The following is a 17,288-nucleotide window of genomic DNA, read 5'->3' as shown; positions in this document are numbered from 1 at the left end:
TGGTGGAAATGTCCTGTTTTCATGGTTGTGATCATGTTATTTACCTTCATATTTATATCGCATTTGTTACTTACATATGAAATACATCCTCAACGGTTGATTTAGCACGGTTGATAGTAGCGTTTGCTATTGTCTCTATAAATCTCTCATCAATTTGATTAAAATGTTCGAGTACCTCATTGCAGTAGGTCAATGCATCCCCACTTGTACATCTTAAACTAATATCGGAATTCATCATTGAATTAACGAGATTTACAATAGCTTGTTCAGTAACTGTATAGTCCGATTTATTAATAGATACATTTGCCTTGCCTTCATTGAAAGAAACTGCATATATTTCTGGGAATAAATACATTGTTACAATACCCATGGCATAGATATCTTTGTAGAAGCCGTCTCCAAAAGTATGAGGGTCACTATATGCAGGAGTCCATGCAAAAGATTTAGATGAGCCTTTTTTATGTGAAGTACCAAAATCAATTAGATTCAGGGATCCATTATTTGGGTTGAGAATAAAATTTTGACATTTTACATCTCCATGTACTCGGTAGTGTTGGTGTAACATATTAAGATCAGCTAAGCCGGATTTGAGGCATCCAAGTCTTTTTTCTATTGGCATTTGTAATAGTTCACTTGCATTATAAAGATGCAATCCCTTTTCACGTTGCCAATCTGAAACTATGCTTGTTGTCCCGTTTCTCAAAAAATAAAATGCTTGTCGTCCAAGTAATCGATGATATTTTACCTCACGGCTCGCTTCTTTTTGAGCTTTAGACGGATCTGATTCCACTAATTTTTTAATGCCATAAATAGGCTCATTGGAATCAGGTAAATTGTACCCTTTTTTGACTTTACCAAAACCCCCACTTTCATATTGTGTACTGTGTTCTATAAAGAAACAATTTTTATTGTCTAATATATATTCAGAGCGAGGAGCACTTGTATTTTTCTTGCTATTTTTATTCACAGTTGAGTCTAGAACAGGGGGTAATTTCTCCATTATTCGATTGAATGTTTTTTCCAAAGAAGGTTGATCTAATAGTTTACTTGTTATAAGCCTCGATACTATTCCATGAAGTCGTCTAAGATTAGCATCAGATAAAGAAAAGAGTGTTTCTAGCTGTTCCTTGCTAATATTGAAGCTACTCTCATGAAATAACTCCAATACATTTAAAACACCTGTTTTAAATAAATCAGCATTTGATTTTATTAAAATTAATTCAAAGCAATTAGTTAATGATTTTTGATCCAGTAAATCGGCTTTTTTTAAATAATCAATTGTTCGATAGAATCGAATTCCACTAAATTCTTTATTGATTAGTTTATTAACTATTTCTTTATTTTCCGTTAACAAAGACTCCTCCGATAAAATTTTTAATATTTGTTTTATTGAAAAATCATCATTATTACAAACAAAATCAAAGGTTTTATCATCTAATAAGTCATTTTCCTGTAATAATTTCATAGCATCGTTTTTATTTAGGAAAAATTTGAAGTCTTGCTTTAAAAGCATTATCAACGTTTCACTCTTCAAATGAAATTCTTTAGATTCAACTAATGTTGTTATGAGTTCAACAAGGTAATGAATATTGCTGTTTATGCATATGGATTGAATTAGTTCTTCATTAAGGGTAACTTTTGCACGATTTAGCAGCGCAATTAGGGCGTCAAGTGAATAAAGAGATTCCCGATGTGCAAAATGTACTAGGCATGCATCATTTAAACAATTGGCTTTATCAAGCTCTTGTACTATTTGAAAGACAGTGTTTAGTCCATCAGTTTTGGTAGTAAGTAAGTTAAGTGAGGTTGATGTAAGATGATTTTTTTTATGTAAAAATCTTAAAGATTGCTCAATTGCTGGATAATAAAAAGCTGATCGGGAAGCTATTGCTAAAACTGCTGCAAGAATATCTGAGTTTAGACTAATGCGTTCAAATGTTAATCCACAAAATAAGGTATTTAAAAGGTAACGCCACTCATCTGAAAGACCATAAATAATTGTAAAATTAGCTTGGGAAATTACCTGGGCACTTTTCAAAACGTTAAAAATATCAAACAAGTAACTACTGTTTAGCCTCGCTCTTATTGATCGGATAAATTGCAAATTGCTATTAGCGTCGTTCAGTTCGGGTACTTTTTTGAGCAGCCTAAAAATGTCTGTAACAGTTAACTCATAATCATCTTGAACATGTTCATATTTTTGTAAGTATTGTTTAAATTTTTTGGCTCTTTCATGATCTCCATACACATATTTGCGAAAATACCATGTTTGATCATATTCATTTACTAACTGTCGAAGTTCCAGTAATTTCATTTTGGTTCCTTATTTTTAGGAAACTCACATAAGCAATGTGCTCAAACTCTATCATCTAGAATAAATAATAAAAATATGTTGATGATATTATTGATAAAAATATTCTTGGATAAGGCTACAGACTAATTAACAGTCTTGTCATAAGTCATACAACCTTAACGAAAGGCCAGAGGATAGGGGGGGCAAGTCTTTTGATTGCAAGTAAAATAAATTAACACTCTTATTTTGAATAATTAAACAAATTAATTAACCCACAATATCTACAGGAAAAATTTCGATTTTGGCTAGTTGCAGTTAGTAAATCTGGCCTAGAAGAAACCCGGAAACGGCCAGGATGGCATGATGAGCCTCTTGTTGGTGATCGAAGGGGCAACGCTCTATTCGATTAAATAAGCAATGGCGTGCTATATATATAATCAAGAGTAATGGAACAATTGAATTTGTTGAGGTTACGGAGGTAATGCCCCATGAATACTAAATCAAACGACACAGTAAATGCCTTGGATGCGACAAAAGATGTTTGGAATGAAATGACTTTTGGTGGATTAGTTCATTCTTTACGTCTAAGTGATGAAATTACACAAGTGGAATTAGCAAAAAGGGTAGGGGTTTCTAAGCAATTTCTTAGTGATGTAGAGCATAATAGAAAAGATGTTGGAATTGCTTTTGCTAAGAAAATTTCTGATACTTTGGGTTATTCTATTGAGCCTTTAATTGAACTTTTAATAAGAGATCAATTAAGAAAGCAGCATTTAGATTATATTGTTGAACTTAAACATGCCTCTTAATAAATTTCCAACGTATTAAGGTATCGTCCTCTGGATGAAATCAAATGGGAATTAAACCGACAGTATTATTAGCTTCACCTTAAGTTTTAGTTACCGCTACAGACTTACAGATTCCAAACTAACTGTTTCCATGGTAGACATTATTGCTGGCTTTAATGGTTTAAAAAAGAATAGGCGTGGGTTGCCATCATATTTTTTGATTGGCTCAGACTCTACGTGTTTCAATGTTTTTTTTAAAATAGCACACGAGGCTATATTTTCAGGATGGGCGGTAGCTACAATTTCCTTTGGTAAAGGACTTCCATGCTCAGCAGCAATAACTCCAACAGCATGTTTAATGTATTTTTTTGCAGCAATCGCGATTTCAGTACCATAACCTTTGCCCCAAACAGCTTTATCTATGAAAAATCCAATTTCTATAACATTCGCATGACCGGTGCCAGTTGTATGATAGGTTTCCAACTCTTTTTTGATTGAAACCGAACCGATAAACTGATTCGTGTCGTTTTCATAAATTGAAAACAGACTGAATGGATCGCTGTTATGCCAGGCAGAAGTTTTCAGATCAATCACAGTTTGAACCAACTCAAGAGACCAGGTTTTTCCATCATTAAGCAATTTAACGATTTCTGAATCACCTAGCAACTTTGCATAATTGTATACCAAGGTTGCTCGCGAATCTTGATTCAATGATTTTAATGTGAGTCGATTTGTATGTATTGAGGTAATACATGTATCTGATTTAATTGATACATCACCAATTTTTTTTGATTTGTAATTATATGTTGTCATCAGCAATCCTTATTAATTCCAATTGATGTGAGTCGTTTCAAAGTCTTAGCGGTATGTCTGGTGCCATTCGAGCCTTTGTAGCTGACATAGTAATGCCTGTTTGGGTTACAATGGACATCAATAGTTGCGTTAATCTCATACCGCTCTGGAGCAAAAGAGAATCGGCTTAATATTTATCAAAAAATTGCTTGTGTTTTTATGGACTTGCTTCTTTTGCGAGACTCTATTTTAATTTTAAGGTTGACTGCTGTAATAAATTCCATATCCCAGAAAATCCGAACAGCCCTTTTTGAAGGGCTTTGTTAAAAATCCCTTCTTTTGAAAAACACTGCCACTTATCTTTAATATTGTTTAAATGGAAATTTACAGTTACTTCAGCAATATTTAATTGATATGCAATATGCTTCGCTGATTTACCTTGCAGAAAATAAAATAACACTTGTAATTCTCGTGAGCTAAGATTTATATTTTTTTCAATGAGCTCATAACAATTGTCAGCAATTTTTAATCGAGTTAAATTGTTTTTTTTCAGCTTTAAGCAAAATACCAATGCCTCATAATCCATAAAGGTGCAAAATCCTAATATACCTGAAACCACTCCATTATGATCTTTTAAAGGATTTTTGAGCGTTAAAGAAAAGAGTTCTGATTGATAAGGTACAGGAACTTTTTCCAATTGATAGTAAATCTGTCCCTTAAGACACGCTTCGTCATGCGCATTATATATTGAGGCATATTGAGCATGATACATTTCTGTATCACCTTTATCCAAAGTATTTTTCTCTTCCAGAGCCATATCTTTAATGATTTGCTTATTGAGATATTGATAGCGGAAATTACTATCTTTAATAAAAACACTATCCGGATAGCCATCAAAATTATTTTTTAAAATATTAAAATCTTGAAGTAAAAACATTTAAATCTCAAGTTATTTCTGTACAGATTATACACAAAATATAATTTAACTGCATTTATTCCTTTAAATTTTTTTGAAATATGTCGGGCAAATTGCCCCGAGATACGCCCTGAAGGAATCTAATCTGAAAGAGGTTTCTATTTTAGTTGATAAATAACTGGTCAATGAACTGAATTATTAAGTAATAGCAAATCGTCTGAATTATGACGATGGCCATATTTCAGACGATTTGCTCGATTATGAATTACTGATGAATAATATTAGGGGGTCAGTTTGGACTGGATCAATTCACCATCAACCGTAATACTTCCTTTATCAAACAAAATTTCTTTTTTTCCTACATACTCGATCCCGTCAATAATTGCTTTTACGCCTTCAGTTGTACTTGCTGGTTTAAACATTTGCCAAAGAGCAGCCTGGTTTGGAGAAAGAGACCCAGGGATATCAGCGGTAATTTTGAATACCCCAACTCCGAGTATCGTTACAGTCATATTTTTAGTAAATATTCGATCGGCAATATTAACGTCTCCACCCACCCAATCTCTCCCTCGTTGACTGGCGATGATACCATCAGTATAAGTTGATGTACCTTTTATAAGTGTTTTTATATACTGTTCGCTACTACTCATTAATTACTCCATAATAAAATTGTATGAAAATTAAAAAAATTGTTGTGGTTGTTTAATTACTAAATAATTTTCAAATAAAGATAAACAACAAATCAATGTGGTTAATGATAATTCATTAAATGCAAACAAAAACTATCAGTTTTTTATAGGTTAAGTTAAATATATAAAAATCCATAGATGTATTGGCGCATCATTTAGATAAATTAGGAAATTGAGTCCGCATTGAAATCATACTGACGTTATAGACTGATATATTGCTGATAATAATGTATGGTAGGGCTGGCGTGATGAACCAGAGCAGACTTTCCCTTTTAAGATTTATGAATGTTAATCTCTAATGGCATTGTCTGTCGTGACTTGGACAAATGGCAATGGGGTTTTGGCCACATTATTCCAAGTTGCATATCTCTCAATATTCAGGATAGAGTTAGGCATGAATTTTTTTAACAAATCCTTTTATTTTAAAGAGACTGATGCATACTGGTACGGCAGAATCACCATCCCCACTGTTGATGGTGTTGCTGTTCTGATTCAATATTTGCATAAAAAATATCAGACCAATATCAGTCACGTTATTAAACATTACTCTGTTTTTCGCGATGACCAGTATCCGCAAGTCCAATTTCTTGAAACGGCAGGAGAGGACGATTTTTGCTGGATCAAACCTTACCTTGCCAAAGCGCCCCGGCAGCCCGGCCCCTGGCGGCAAGCTTTTTTGATTTGGTTAGGCTCTCGGCATGCCCGATTTATGGCATATATTCGTGACAGTGGTAAAGAGTGCTTTTTGTATAGTGACTCTTTGGGGGGATATCCTGGCAATCTGGAAGTATTGCATGAAAAAACAGGCATTCCTGTTTATGTGACGAGTTCTCAAAGACAGACTGATGATTATTCCTGTGTGACAGATGCACTCGTGTTTTCCCGGGATATCACAGGCAAACGCCCTGAAACCGGTGAGTATATCATCCCAAACCTGGCCGAGGTTCTGGAAAGCAGAAAACAGGCGGTCATACAAACAGGGGTTTACCGCGTCCACTTACCTGAAACATTATTAAAATCGGCACAAAAATCCTCTTTTATTGCTGATAACCAGGGGGATTTATCAAAAATAATTTCTAAAGGTCTAAGTCTTGCAGAGTTTCTAGCACGCTATCGCATTCAAGAAGATATAAACAGCACAAAGGGTACAACTATAAGCGCCATTCATGGATACCTGTTTGCAAAAGGTAAAAAATACGAACGGATTATGCAAATACAGTATTATCTTAATGAAATAGAATGGATCATACAACAGCCGTTGACCAGTGCACAAAAAAGGGAGTTTATTCTCAAAGCCAAAACCATACTGCAGCAAAATGCAGAGGACAGGGATGCCATTCTGTTTGACGCTGCAACAGCCTTTGCCCAAACTGTGTCGCCATCCGTAAGTATGAGCATGCCAATTGCAACTCCCGAAATGGTTTTGGAATCCGCTGCATTCATTGAGATCGCTAAAGCAGCCAATTACCTGTGTTCCATGGCAGAAGATGTATTGCTTGTGCATCTGTCCAAAAAATACAATCTGGAACATGCTGAATGGGTATGTTACCTCAAAGAGCTTATTCTTTCTGTTCAGTCGTTGTTTGGTAAAGACATCAAGCGATCCATTTTAAATATGGAGCAAGCATGGAAGTTTGAAGATCAATTGATTGTGCATCCTATGGGTTTGGCCGCAATGGACTATTTGCTCACCAGACAATCACCGATGCTTCGAAATGCAATCCATTTTTTTTCCCGTCTTGTAGAAAAAGCAGTAAAACAATCGCATAAAGATTTCCGGTTTGTGCATTTGCTACTTCAGCATCCTTGCTGGATTATCAGTTTGTGCAATAATAAGGAATTGTGTCATTTTGGAAACATGGATGCATGGTATGCAAAAAAAATACTGGATTGCTACCCAGAGCTGTTAAATCCCACAGAAAGGGACGTATTGATTTGGACAGCTGAATTCAAATCGTATCAATCTTTTTTTTCTGATCTGCTCGATCCGGCTCCTGATTCAACCGCAGTTCTTTCGTCACCCTCTTCCCAGTGTTTTTTTATGCCACCTCCAGATAGTAGTACAGATTGCATTTCATATGCCCCAGTTGAGCAACTCATTAATGGCTGAAACAGGCTAAATGCAGCGCAGTTGCGCTATGAACATAAAAAAATCACCCTACCTTGATAGTGCTCCCTGATTTCATGAGCCACTGAAGTTTTGCTTACCATTAATAAACATGTAATTAGGCAACGTCCTTAAAGTTTATTTAGCTTTCCCTGACCGAATCTGAGCACGGATAGTTCCATTCCCTCTCCCCAACCCTCATCCCGCGAAAAAGCATCTTCATAGGTCCGACCCGGGTAGATAGGCAACACATATTGAAAAGGTCAAAAGCATCATCATACTCAAATTCCTTGCGCGAGAGAGGGGACAGATCGAAATAATCTGAAAAATTCGTGCTCAGATTCGGTCTGGGAAAGCTAAAAAACTTTAGGGACGTTGCCTAATATCGCTCAAGAAAATATTTTCCATCTTGACCTAAATAATAGATCTGTCTTTGTTTTAAATAGACACTCACGTATACAACTCCAGCTCGAGCAATTTCCTTATGAAATGTTACAACCGATATTTTGTTGTGATCGAATTTATCCAAAGCATTTTTGAGTATGTCTAAGTCTAAATACTCACCAAAGGTAAACGAATTTTTATCTATGGACTTATCGATTTCTGCTGCGGGAAAATGGTACAGCATAGAGTTTTTAGTATAAAAAGCAAGTTCATCATTAGTGACATCATAAGTTTGTCTAACAACACCTAATTTCATTAATTTATCTGTAAATTGAATAAAGTCTCCCGGCGCTCGATATCTATCAACGCAAAGCGTTTTTATTTGTTTTTGGACATTATCGCCACGAGCACAAAGTGTGGTTGAAATGAGTATTAAAATTAAGAAACACCCTTTTAGAAGTTTAGTGAGCATCATGTGTTTTTTATTTGGGCTAATAAATGGTAAGTGATGGTATCACAATCCATCTAAAGAGTGTGCGCGGAAAATAGGGCAGGCATTCCCTTAAACGATCGTTTTATTTACTACTGGGCATTATTGATATCTCAGTAATATATGTCAAATTGACATATAATTACATTAAATACTTTTATGCGAAAATTAATTTTGCGTATCATTTCTAAGAAAAAACTTCGAGATTATTATACAAGTAATGTTCAATCTGAAATTCCACTGACAGAGTGGTATTACAAAATGTTAGAGATAAATGCTTCTAATATTTTTGAGTTGACGCACTATTTTAATAGTGTAGATCCTGTTTTTGGCTACACTATATTTAATGTTGGTGGAAATAATTATCACTTAATAACAGCAATTCATTACAACACCCAAACGTGCTATGTAAGAACCATTGGGACACATGCTGAATACGACAAACCAATTAATAAAGAAAAATTAAAGCGAGGTGATTTATGAAGGCACTTGCTATTGACTATGTTAATCATAAAACGAAACATAAATTTCATTTACCATTAGCCGTATTTAAAAAACCAATCGATGATGCAGAGTATCAACATCTTGAAACTATCCTGGATCGTTTAATTGATGAAGTACGTGATGATGAGAGTCATCCTTTAGCTTTGGCAATGCAAATTATTGGAGAGAATTTAGAGCAATACGATAATGAGCATTTCCCGGCTATTGGTGAAAAAATTACAGATGTTGATATGGTAAAATATCTAATGGAAATTAATCAGCTTCATCAAAAGGATCTTGCATCTATATTTGGTGGCCAAGCAAATGTATCTAAGTTTCTTAAAGGTGAAAGACGCTTAGGGAAAAAACAAATAATTGAATTAAAAAGACAATTTAATATTAGTGCTGATTTTTTTCTAAAATAGGAATTTGTAACAAGTTGTTTTAAATGAAAATGATTGATGGCGTAGGCACTAGGCGATAGTTATCAGCTACTTTGAGTATTCATCCGCACTTGATTTATTAGAGAATAATTTTGAAATTCAAGGCTGAGTTTTGATAGCATCTGTAATGCATTAGTTCTAGTGAATTCATCGCTCTCGTTTTTATTTAGTAAGACTAAAAATGCCGCTCTCAACATTTGGAATATCATATATTTTCTCTTGGGCTGTGTTTTAGCCAGATTAGCTCGATGACCTGTGTTACAGGATATGAATTTAAATCATAATGGGCAAAAGCGAATTAAGCAGCAAAACAGCTATATATTTAATATTTTTGTTTAGTTGATAAGCATTTGTGACTTGCTTTGAGCATCGTTTTAATGCCAATGTAAGCACATAGAGTATCATTTGTGGTTAATATTAATTTATGTAGCGCTATATGATTACTGTAATTCGCTTTTGCCCCATATCTGTAATTAAAACGAATAATTAATAAACTCTATAATTTAAAGAATTTTTTTCCAACGCACTTTCTACCTGACTCAACCCATCCTGGATTTTTTTACGAGTCTCACTATCCACCACATTTAACACTTCAGGTCTGGATGCTTGTTGAGAAGCGAACTGGTATAGTGTTTTTGCAGCGGGGTACTCTTCACTTTCCAAAGCAGCCTCTGCCCATTTGCACAAATAATGAGTCAATATTAAAGTGTTAGCCGGAAGGTGCGACATGCTGGGTTTGGAACATTTATTTATAAAGTTAGACACATGAATTAACGACAACTCACGTTTTGCTTTATTCTCAAGTATTTCATCTAAAGCCATAACAAATGGTATGACATACTCGCCTGAGTTCCTCATGGTTGATATATGGTATTTCGCACACATTTGGCCATATCTGCGAACCGTAAACGAGTTGGTAGTCGAATCTTCTACCAGAAACCCATTACTGACAAGCTCTTTGCAGGCAGCATCCACATCGCTGATTGCTATGGACTCGTGTGATGCCATTCTTTTTAACATCATTTCCGGTATTGCCTCTCTACCTGTAAAATAACAGAAACCCAGTAATTTCAATGCGTCTGGGGATAAAAATGAAATACTAATTGCCATGGTATCTTCAGTCTCTTTTTTCTTCTTCGCTTGCATTGACTGCATCTGCGAAAATGTCGATATCTTACCCAGCATCGTGGAATCCAGTGTCATAGTAGCCTGAAATCCAAGAACTTTATCATTATCAATGTGTACTGTACTTGTCGATGAATCAGGCATGCCTCTTCTTTGTCCACGCAATGCCTCACTTATATCGGCAGCCAAAGCATCCAACATCGACGTATAACTACTGGCCATGGTACTTTAATAAATGTGATGCTAAAACAACCCGTGATTTAACCGCCTATTAGTTTGACTGAAAAGTAATCACTTAATGTATTTTATTTGCGCGTATAGGGCTACAATAGATTCAATTCTTTATGTTAGGGCACTAATCATGGCTGCATCAAAATTTGAAACAGGCTTAACGAATAGTAGTGAACAATTAAAAAATAGCGATTTAAAATTACCACATTTAATTTTTTTAGAGGAACATAATCAGCCAGTTACCAAGAGAATATTAATAAGATTATTAGCCAAATTTCAAGAGATTGGCTATGCGGCATTTTTTGATGAACTGTATAAAGATACGCAACTTGACTCCATTATTCAAGGCTTAGAACAACAACAAGGTATATACGAAATTTTCGTTAAATCTTTCACATCCACACATCCGGGGATCAACCCTGATTTTGATTCTTTGATACTGGCATATCTTCAAAATCCAGTTGTATTGAATTTTCTAATCAGTTACCCAAGTCGTATGGAGTATCTTGCCTTGGCAAAGGAATTAATGAAAAGCTCACTTATATTTAAAGCTATTGACTTTGAATCAACAGGTGATGTTAAGAGAGATACAATCTGGGCGAAATCGAAGGATGGAATGCGTTATCGAGATACTTTAATGGCCGAAGCATATATTTCTGCTGACGCTCCAGTTATTGGTAGGATGGGTCTGGCTCATGCGAGCGGCTTAAGGAGCGTTTTTTCTGAAAGAAATATGAGCCATACATGCAAGCTTTTCTTTATTTACTCCTCAGGCTCTATCGAATCTTTTGAGAAATCTATAGATGAGAAAATTTCAGATGATATCATTATTATTGATGCGCGTTCATTCACTGATGAAGCAATTGAGAAAATAATTCTTGATAGCATCGTACCCAAACCTATGCACTCAACCGCAACAGCAGAGCAAACTAATTTATTCAAGGAACCAAATTGCAATTCTAAAAAAGACTTGAAAGAACCAAGACATATTGAAAAAATAGCATTACGTGTTTCTACTTTCTCGAAATCAGTATCGTATAAAGAAAACATTTCTGTTTTTTATAAGATTACTTCAAAATTAATAGAAAAAAATACTGAGATTAATCTGGGGGGATACATTGGAGAACACACATATAAATTAATAAAGTTTTATAGTGATGCCGGGATACTTTCAGAAGAACTATTTTGTAAAATATGGGACAGAGGGCGAATGAATCATAGCCTCGCTGAATTTTCAAATGATGTTGTCTTAACCATGTCACTATTAATGAATAACTATCAATTATTATCCAGTGAAAATTGCTTGTCTATTTTAGAATTCTCAGGGTATTTATATCTAATGATTCCAGTCATTGAAAAACTGGAATTAATGGGAAAGTTATCACCTGACTTCTTTCAGCATATATTAAACGAATTATCTTATAAAAAGACAATGGAAATTAAAGAAATTATAGAAAATGGGAATATTGATGATTTAGTAGCCCAATCGCAATTAGACTCAAATGGACTTGCCCTATAGTTCTCAGCCTACCACTAAAAGGGTAAAGTAAACTTACCCCCAGTTTTATTTCCTGATTGAGTTAATAATTGGTGCAACAGATGATGACGATAAGCTTTCATTCATATATGAAGGAATACAAAATGGTTCAATTTCAATGCGTACTTTTAGTTTTGGATTAAAAGCTCAATTAGATGATTTAGAGCGTATAGCCAAGGAAGGGGATAAAACGTATGAAGAGGCGATAATTTAACATCGAAAAGAGATTTTATAAATGAAATCATTGAGAAGTTGCAAGAGAATTATAAACTCATTTTAGATAACTCCGAATACCCATTTTAGAGTTAGACTTGCACAAAAGCTTATTTTATTCCAGTTGGTGCCTCTCCCATACTGGCAAGCGTATCGATTTCCTCCCCCGTATTTTCTACGGTAATGTCAATCTCATATCTGTAATAAAATTGGCCAAAAAGCAGGTTTGATAAGATTAATGAGGGGAGTACTACTATGAGTGTGTGTTTTTTACCAAAAAGTGAAAAAAATTATAGTTCAGCGGGACATTTAAAAGTTGGCCTTTTACGACCTGGGGCTATATTTTTTACCATGACTGACAATGAGATTTTTTTAAATTTAATAGAGCAATTAGAAAAAATTGAAGGCCTTGATTTCTTTAAACCTGATTTTGAACATTGTTATATCAGAATTAAATCTGATTACTTGGGAAACCAACTCCTGATTAATAACATAATGTCTGCTTTGGATAAACTAACGAGCAGCATAGACAATAATGAAACCAGTAAGGAAATATCGTCTAAAATTATAACAACCATTGAACACTTAACGGGAATTCAGTACGCATTGAATAATGTAATCAATGACCATTCTGCTTCCCCGCCTTCCTATGCAGTCCTTGCCGAACCGGCAACGCCACTGGCTCTTGACGCTGCCCGAGAAGAAAATGCCCCATTTCAAAATTTAGCCGAACAATTTCCTCTACATTCGAGCAGCATGGATAATAATGAAACCAGTATAGAACTATCGTCTGAACCTATCACAACCATTGAACACTTAACAGGATTTGAGTACGCATTAATTAATGCAAGCAATGACCATTCTGTTTCCCAGCCTTCCTATGCAGTCCCTGCTGAACCAGGAACACCACTTGTTCTTGATCCTGCCCGAGAAGAAAATGTTCGACTTCCAGATTCAGCCGAACAATTTCCTCTACATTCAATAAATGTTTTATCTGATATCGAACGTTTAAGTGTGGCAATCAAACAAATACATGAGCTAATGAACAGGGAAAAGAGGCTGTCTCCTTCCGATCTCGAAAGTTATCAATCTAACCTTAACGTGTTTGAGAAAGAATTTAATCCTGTTCAATTAAAAACCAGGTTAGCGCAAGACCCGACTATTACAGCGGATCAATATAATACCGCTGATGCTCAAATCTTGCGTATGCAGGTAACGGTAAAAAGCATTAAAAGTGCTATTGCCCGTGAAAAATCAGCATTGGAAGCCAGTCAGGCAGCTGCAAGTGCTATAATGCCAATGGCTGAACGGTCAGTTGCTGCTTCATCGGCAGCCAGTTCCTCCTCCCGCCCCGATTCTTCTGAAGAGAACTCTCCCTGGAAAATGATAAATACCATTCCTCAATCAGCAGAAGAAATAGAAGCGGATGATGAGGTCGAGCTTACATTATTACAAGAAGGGTTTGAGATTTTGGCTAAAGGAGATGATGCGACTTTTATGGCGCGTTTCTTAGATAAAGATAAGGATATGTTTCCGGCTACAACTAAAGATAATTATGGACAGAGTTTGCTCCATTATGCTGTATATAAGGGTCATTGTGAAACCACAAAATTATTGGTTCGAGCGGGAGCCTCATTGTCTGAGAAAACGGCCAGTGGACTACAGCCGGTGCATATTGCTGTCTTGCAGGGCCATATAGATTGCATCAAAGTGTTGGCGCATCATGGCCAATTTGCACGAGAGCAGCCTGTCGATATAAAAGTCGGTGATGAGGCGTTGTCGGTTAAATCGTTTCACCTGGCTGTTCTATGTGGCCAAATAAAGCTTATTGATGAGCTGCTCAAAATTGACCCCAAAGAGAATCTGCTTCGTAGAGGGGGGGAATTCAATGTGTTGCACTTGGCTGTTTATGCAAATAATCCAGCCATGTTGACCTTTCTTCTGAATCATCCAAAAGTAGAAAACAATAAAGATTTATACAACGGATATGACAGCAACGGGTACGCGCCCCTGCATCTCGCCATAAAACTCGGGCATCGTGATTGTTTCGACATATTGTTGCAATGTCCCTACGTGGATAAAAATCATTTGACCCTTAACGGTCTTCATCCTTTCCAGCTGGACTCATTGGAAGATCCTGAGCTTTCTGCATCTTTTGCTGGCTCCATCACCTCAGTTTCTTTTAAAAAAGAAGCGCCAATAGCTAAGATTTTAGCAACAGGAATTCTTCCATCCAATTTACTGAAAATGAAGTTAAGTGACATCGATCTACGAAAGAAAACCGTTGCAGAACTTTTGGCCCTGTTTCAGGCATTGCCGCAATGCCTGAAGGCGTTAATTTTGAAAAATAATTATCTCGGTTTTAAAACCGGCGCAGAGCTTCTGGAAATGATTAAGATATTGCCCCAGGGGCTGCAATCATTTGTCTGGTCAAATAGTAGCCTCAGCAGGAAATCGGGTACAGAGCTACTGGCTATATTTCAAGCTTTGCCCCGAGGGCTGCAATCACTGGATTTAAGTCGTAATAACATTGGCAATAAATCCCATGAAGAATTTTTGGCCATGATTCAGGCCTTGCCAGAGGGATTGCTATCTCTGGGCTTGATGAGGATTGCTCTCGACAATAAAACCGGCGCAGAGCTGCTGGAGATAATGCGGGTATTGCCCCAGGGGTTGCAGTCGCTTGATTTGAGGGATAATGACCTTGACCAAAAAACCGATGAGGAGCTCATCGCTATACTTAAATTCTTCCGGGGAAGAGCGCTTAGTGAACTGAAACTTGATGACGATATTCTCTCTCGACCCGAGGTGAAAAGGATTTATGATGAGATTTTTGGAGCAGAGGCTCGTAACGCGCCCCTGCACGACTCGGCCTATTTGGGAACGGCGCCTGAAACAGAGGCTTTTAGCGCCTTGCACTCTGAGACCAGAACGGGCACATCCTCTGACCAAGGCGTCATTCGGTTTGCGGCTTCCTCAGGCACCTTCTTCAGACCAGAGACGCCCGAACCACTGGCTGCCTCACCAGGCCAGGTGCATCGCTGCGCCATTTGATGAAGCCATGCAGCGAGGTTGGCTGCAGGTATGGTCCTATCTCTTGTGCACAACTCACTGAAAAGCCATAATTGCGGGCAGGTTGAGGGAAACCATTCTGAAAAATGCTCACATAGCCATCTATGCTGCGCTTTTTCAGAATGGTTTCCCTCAACCTGCCCGCAAATATGACTTTTCTCCAAGATTCAATATTTGTGACCAAGAGTCAGGGCTATCGTGCGGAGAAATTGAGTTCCCTATATGGAGATTTACCCATTTTTTTAATTCAAGCCCCCATTTATCAAGGCTTCTTAATAATTTCTTAATATTAAATATGTACCCTATAGCGCAACTATTGGTCGACTATTTTTTTGGATGTATTATGTTTAATGATGATAACAGCTCGGCAAGTTCCTCTCTAGATCAGGAACAGGTGATTCCTTTTATGATTCTCCCTCCTCTAAGTTCCATTATTCTTCCACCATTGGAACCCCGTGCAGAGCTACAAGCTAGTGATCTGCTTTTTCTTTCGTCAACATTTCAGAGCAGAGGTACTAAAAGAACAGAACGAAGTATACCTCCTGCCTTAATGGTTGAATTGACCACTATCAGTAAAATTCAACGTACTCTTTGGGGAAAACAACCAATACCCATAGAGTTAAAATTAATACAATTCAAAATAGACCCAAAGGACTACTCAAAATTTTATAATCAATTAAAAGATTTGGGCTATGAGCCAGAAGATATTAACAAGTTAATATTGAACCGCAGTAGAAAATTGACTCTTGAAAAATTGGTTGAAGAACATGATAACTTGATGGAACTTTGTCGTGAAGATAAATTGAATCATAAAGATTTGGCTAAAATTGGCGCTTGTAATGGTGGATGTAATAATCTCGATGCGTTTAAATTGTTCTATGGATCATTAAGATCATTGAGCTATTCAAAACAACAAATTGTTAATATAGCAGCTCATCATGGAGGCTCCAAAAATCTGGCTAGCGTAATAGCACATCATAATAAACTAACTTTGGAATGTAAGTATACTGTAGATCAGATTGTCAAAATTGTATCTCGTAATGGCGGGGCAAAGAATTTAGACGCCTTAAGTAAATACCACCATAAGTTGATTAGTGTTGGATTAAACAAAGAAGAAATAATTGGTATCGTCGATCGCTCAGGTGGTTCCAAAAGCTTAAAGGCGGTCGCGCAAAATTATACAAAACTCATCAATTTGGGTTATAAAAAGGAGCAGGTACTTAATTGGGCTTCTAAACCTGGCTGCGACAAAGTGATTGAAGAAACCCTATCATTACACTCAGCCCCCACAAAAGGATACGGTTTTTTTGGGCGTATGTTATCGTCTTTATCCCGATCTGCTGCGGATCATCCCGATCAGGAACTATCAGCACCTGATGATGAGCCCTTAGCTCCGCTTTACAATAGCCCAAGCGCTTCCTTAACGTCTTAAACCCATAGAGTGTTTATCACTTTTTGAGATCTTTTTAATGGGGAGGTTGCCTACTATAATTCTTTAATCATCCAGATATCACAGCTATAGTGGCCGGTGTTTCATAATGGTTCTGGCAATAATTTAAAACCTGTTCTTTGATAGAGTGATATCGCTTGGCTCATTCGAGAAAATGTAGTTCATTTACATTATATTGATTCATAAAAAATCCATTATTATTTCTTTTGGAAATCATAGTGTTCAAAAAGAAATTGATCAACGCTATCAAGATAGAAAATTATTTTAGTGTCATC

The 17,288-nt window shown here is 36.4% G+C and carries 13 protein-coding genes; 7 read left to right on the top strand and 6 right to left on the bottom strand.

The annotated features are described in order from the left end of the window. Positions 1-70: 70 nt before the first annotated feature. Complete coding sequence (locus ELY21_RS05860; protein WP_127107744.1) at positions 71-2,314, bottom strand: protein kinase family protein; 2,244 nt, start codon at positions 2,312-2,314, stop codon at positions 71-73. 467 nt (positions 2,315-2,781) lie between these two features. Between ELY21_RS05860 and ELY21_RS05850 the strand changes: the two genes are divergently transcribed. Next, positions 2,782-3,102, top strand: a complete 321-nt coding sequence (locus ELY21_RS05850) for a helix-turn-helix transcriptional regulator (RefSeq protein WP_127107742.1) — start codon at positions 2,782-2,784, stop codon at positions 3,100-3,102. Positions 3,103-3,198: 96 nt separating this feature from the next. Here the strand turns inward: ELY21_RS05850 and ELY21_RS05845 are convergent, their stop codons facing one another. The 3 genes from ELY21_RS05845 to ELY21_RS05835 all read right to left on the bottom strand — a co-directional run bounded on the left by ELY21_RS05845 (position 3,199) and on the right by ELY21_RS05835 (position 5,439). Continuing rightward, positions 3,199-3,894: a GNAT family N-acetyltransferase gene (locus tag ELY21_RS05845; protein WP_127107740.1), complete on the bottom strand. Its 696-nt coding sequence runs from the start codon at positions 3,892-3,894 to the stop codon at positions 3,199-3,201. Between the two features lie 223 nt (positions 3,895-4,117). Next, positions 4,118-4,810: a PAS and helix-turn-helix domain-containing protein gene (locus ELY21_RS05840; RefSeq protein ID WP_127107738.1), complete on the bottom strand. Its 693-nt coding sequence runs from the start codon at positions 4,808-4,810 to the stop codon at positions 4,118-4,120. Positions 4,811-5,070: 260 nt separating this feature from the next. Then, positions 5,071-5,439: a hypothetical protein gene (locus ELY21_RS05835; RefSeq protein ID WP_127107736.1), complete on the bottom strand. Its 369-nt coding sequence runs from the start codon at positions 5,437-5,439 to the stop codon at positions 5,071-5,073. Positions 5,440-5,872: 433 nt separating this feature from the next. On the opposite strand from ELY21_RS05835, the gene ELY21_RS05830 reads away from it, so the two are divergent. Next, positions 5,873-7,588, top strand: coding sequence for a hypothetical protein (locus ELY21_RS05830; protein ID WP_127107734.1), 1,716 nt, complete (start codon positions 5,873-5,875; stop codon positions 7,586-7,588). Between the two features lie 376 nt (positions 7,589-7,964). Here the strand turns inward: ELY21_RS05830 and ELY21_RS05825 are convergent, their stop codons facing one another. After that, on the bottom strand, positions 7,965-8,444 hold the full coding sequence (locus ELY21_RS05825) for a DUF1398 family protein (protein ID WP_127107732.1): 480 nt from the start codon (positions 8,442-8,444) through the stop codon (positions 7,965-7,967). A 174-nt stretch (positions 8,445-8,618) separates the two neighbouring features. On the opposite strand from ELY21_RS05825, the gene ELY21_RS05820 reads away from it, so the two are divergent. Then, positions 8,619-8,942, top strand: a complete 324-nt coding sequence (locus tag ELY21_RS05820) for a type II toxin-antitoxin system HigB family toxin (RefSeq protein ID WP_127107730.1) — start codon at positions 8,619-8,621, stop codon at positions 8,940-8,942. Beyond that, positions 8,939-9,367: a type II toxin-antitoxin system HigA family antitoxin gene (locus tag ELY21_RS05815; protein ID WP_127107728.1), complete on the top strand. Its 429-nt coding sequence runs from the start codon at positions 8,939-8,941 to the stop codon at positions 9,365-9,367. Before ELY21_RS05820 ends, ELY21_RS05815 begins: the two co-directional genes overlap by 4 nt. 504 nt (positions 9,368-9,871) lie before the next feature. Here ELY21_RS05815 and ELY21_RS05810 read toward each other — a convergent pair. Beyond that, the gene (locus ELY21_RS05810; RefSeq protein ID WP_127107726.1) at positions 9,872-10,732 is read right to left on the bottom strand and encodes a hypothetical protein; all 861 of its coding nucleotides are present in this window, start codon (positions 10,730-10,732) and stop codon (positions 9,872-9,874) included. Between the two features lie 139 nt (positions 10,733-10,871). On the opposite strand from ELY21_RS05810, the gene ELY21_RS05805 reads away from it, so the two are divergent. From ELY21_RS05805 to ELY21_RS05795, 3 genes are all read left to right on the top strand, one after another. After that, complete coding sequence (locus tag ELY21_RS05805; protein ID WP_127107725.1) at positions 10,872-12,260, top strand: hypothetical protein; 1,389 nt, start codon at positions 10,872-10,874, stop codon at positions 12,258-12,260. 486 nt (positions 12,261-12,746) lie between these two features. Continuing rightward, positions 12,747-15,545, top strand: coding sequence for an ankyrin repeat domain-containing protein (locus ELY21_RS05800; RefSeq protein WP_127107723.1), 2,799 nt, complete (start codon positions 12,747-12,749; stop codon positions 15,543-15,545). A gap of 361 nt (positions 15,546-15,906) precedes the next feature. Continuing rightward, a complete protein-coding gene (locus tag ELY21_RS05795; protein WP_127107721.1) occupies positions 15,907-16,995 on the top strand; it encodes a hypothetical protein in 1,089 nt (362 codons plus the stop codon). Positions 16,996-17,288: the final 293 nt, after the last annotated feature.

Origin of the sequence: Legionella sp. km535, assembly GCF_003990085.1 — a bacterium.
Lineage (GTDB): Bacteria > Pseudomonadota > Gammaproteobacteria > Legionellales > Legionellaceae > Legionella > Legionella moravica.
The sequence above is the reverse complement of the archived record's forward strand: the minus strand, read 5'-3'. Positions and strand labels throughout refer to the sequence as shown.

Bases quoted from the DNA above. Each gene is read 5' to 3' on its own strand.
- ELY21_RS05860 (WP_127107744.1), bottom strand. From the start codon at position 2,314: ATGAAATTACTGGAACTTCGACAGTTAGTAAATGAATATGATCAAACA.
- ELY21_RS05850 (WP_127107742.1), top strand. From the start codon at position 2,782: ATGAATACTAAATCAAACGACACAGTAAATGCCTTGGATGCGACAAAA.
- ELY21_RS05845 (WP_127107740.1), bottom strand. From the start codon at position 3,894: ATGACAACATATAATTACAAATCAAAAAAAATTGGTGATGTATCAATT.
- ELY21_RS05840 (WP_127107738.1), bottom strand. From the start codon at position 4,810: ATGTTTTTACTTCAAGATTTTAATATTTTAAAAAATAATTTTGATGGC.
- ELY21_RS05835 (WP_127107736.1), bottom strand. From the start codon at position 5,439: ATGAGTAGTAGCGAACAGTATATAAAAACACTTATAAAAGGTACATCA.
- ELY21_RS05830 (WP_127107734.1), top strand. From the start codon at position 5,873: ATGAATTTTTTTAACAAATCCTTTTATTTTAAAGAGACTGATGCATAC.
- ELY21_RS05825 (WP_127107732.1), bottom strand. From the start codon at position 8,444: ATGATGCTCACTAAACTTCTAAAAGGGTGTTTCTTAATTTTAATACTC.
- ELY21_RS05820 (WP_127107730.1), top strand. From the start codon at position 8,619: ATGCGAAAATTAATTTTGCGTATCATTTCTAAGAAAAAACTTCGAGAT.
- ELY21_RS05815 (WP_127107728.1), top strand. From the start codon at position 8,939: ATGAAGGCACTTGCTATTGACTATGTTAATCATAAAACGAAACATAAA.
- ELY21_RS05810 (WP_127107726.1), bottom strand. From the start codon at position 10,732: ATGGCCAGTAGTTATACGTCGATGTTGGATGCTTTGGCTGCCGATATA.
- ELY21_RS05805 (WP_127107725.1), top strand. From the start codon at position 10,872: ATGGCTGCATCAAAATTTGAAACAGGCTTAACGAATAGTAGTGAACAA.
- ELY21_RS05800 (WP_127107723.1), top strand. From the start codon at position 12,747: ATGAGTGTGTGTTTTTTACCAAAAAGTGAAAAAAATTATAGTTCAGCG.
- ELY21_RS05795 (WP_127107721.1), top strand. From the start codon at position 15,907: ATGTTTAATGATGATAACAGCTCGGCAAGTTCCTCTCTAGATCAGGAA.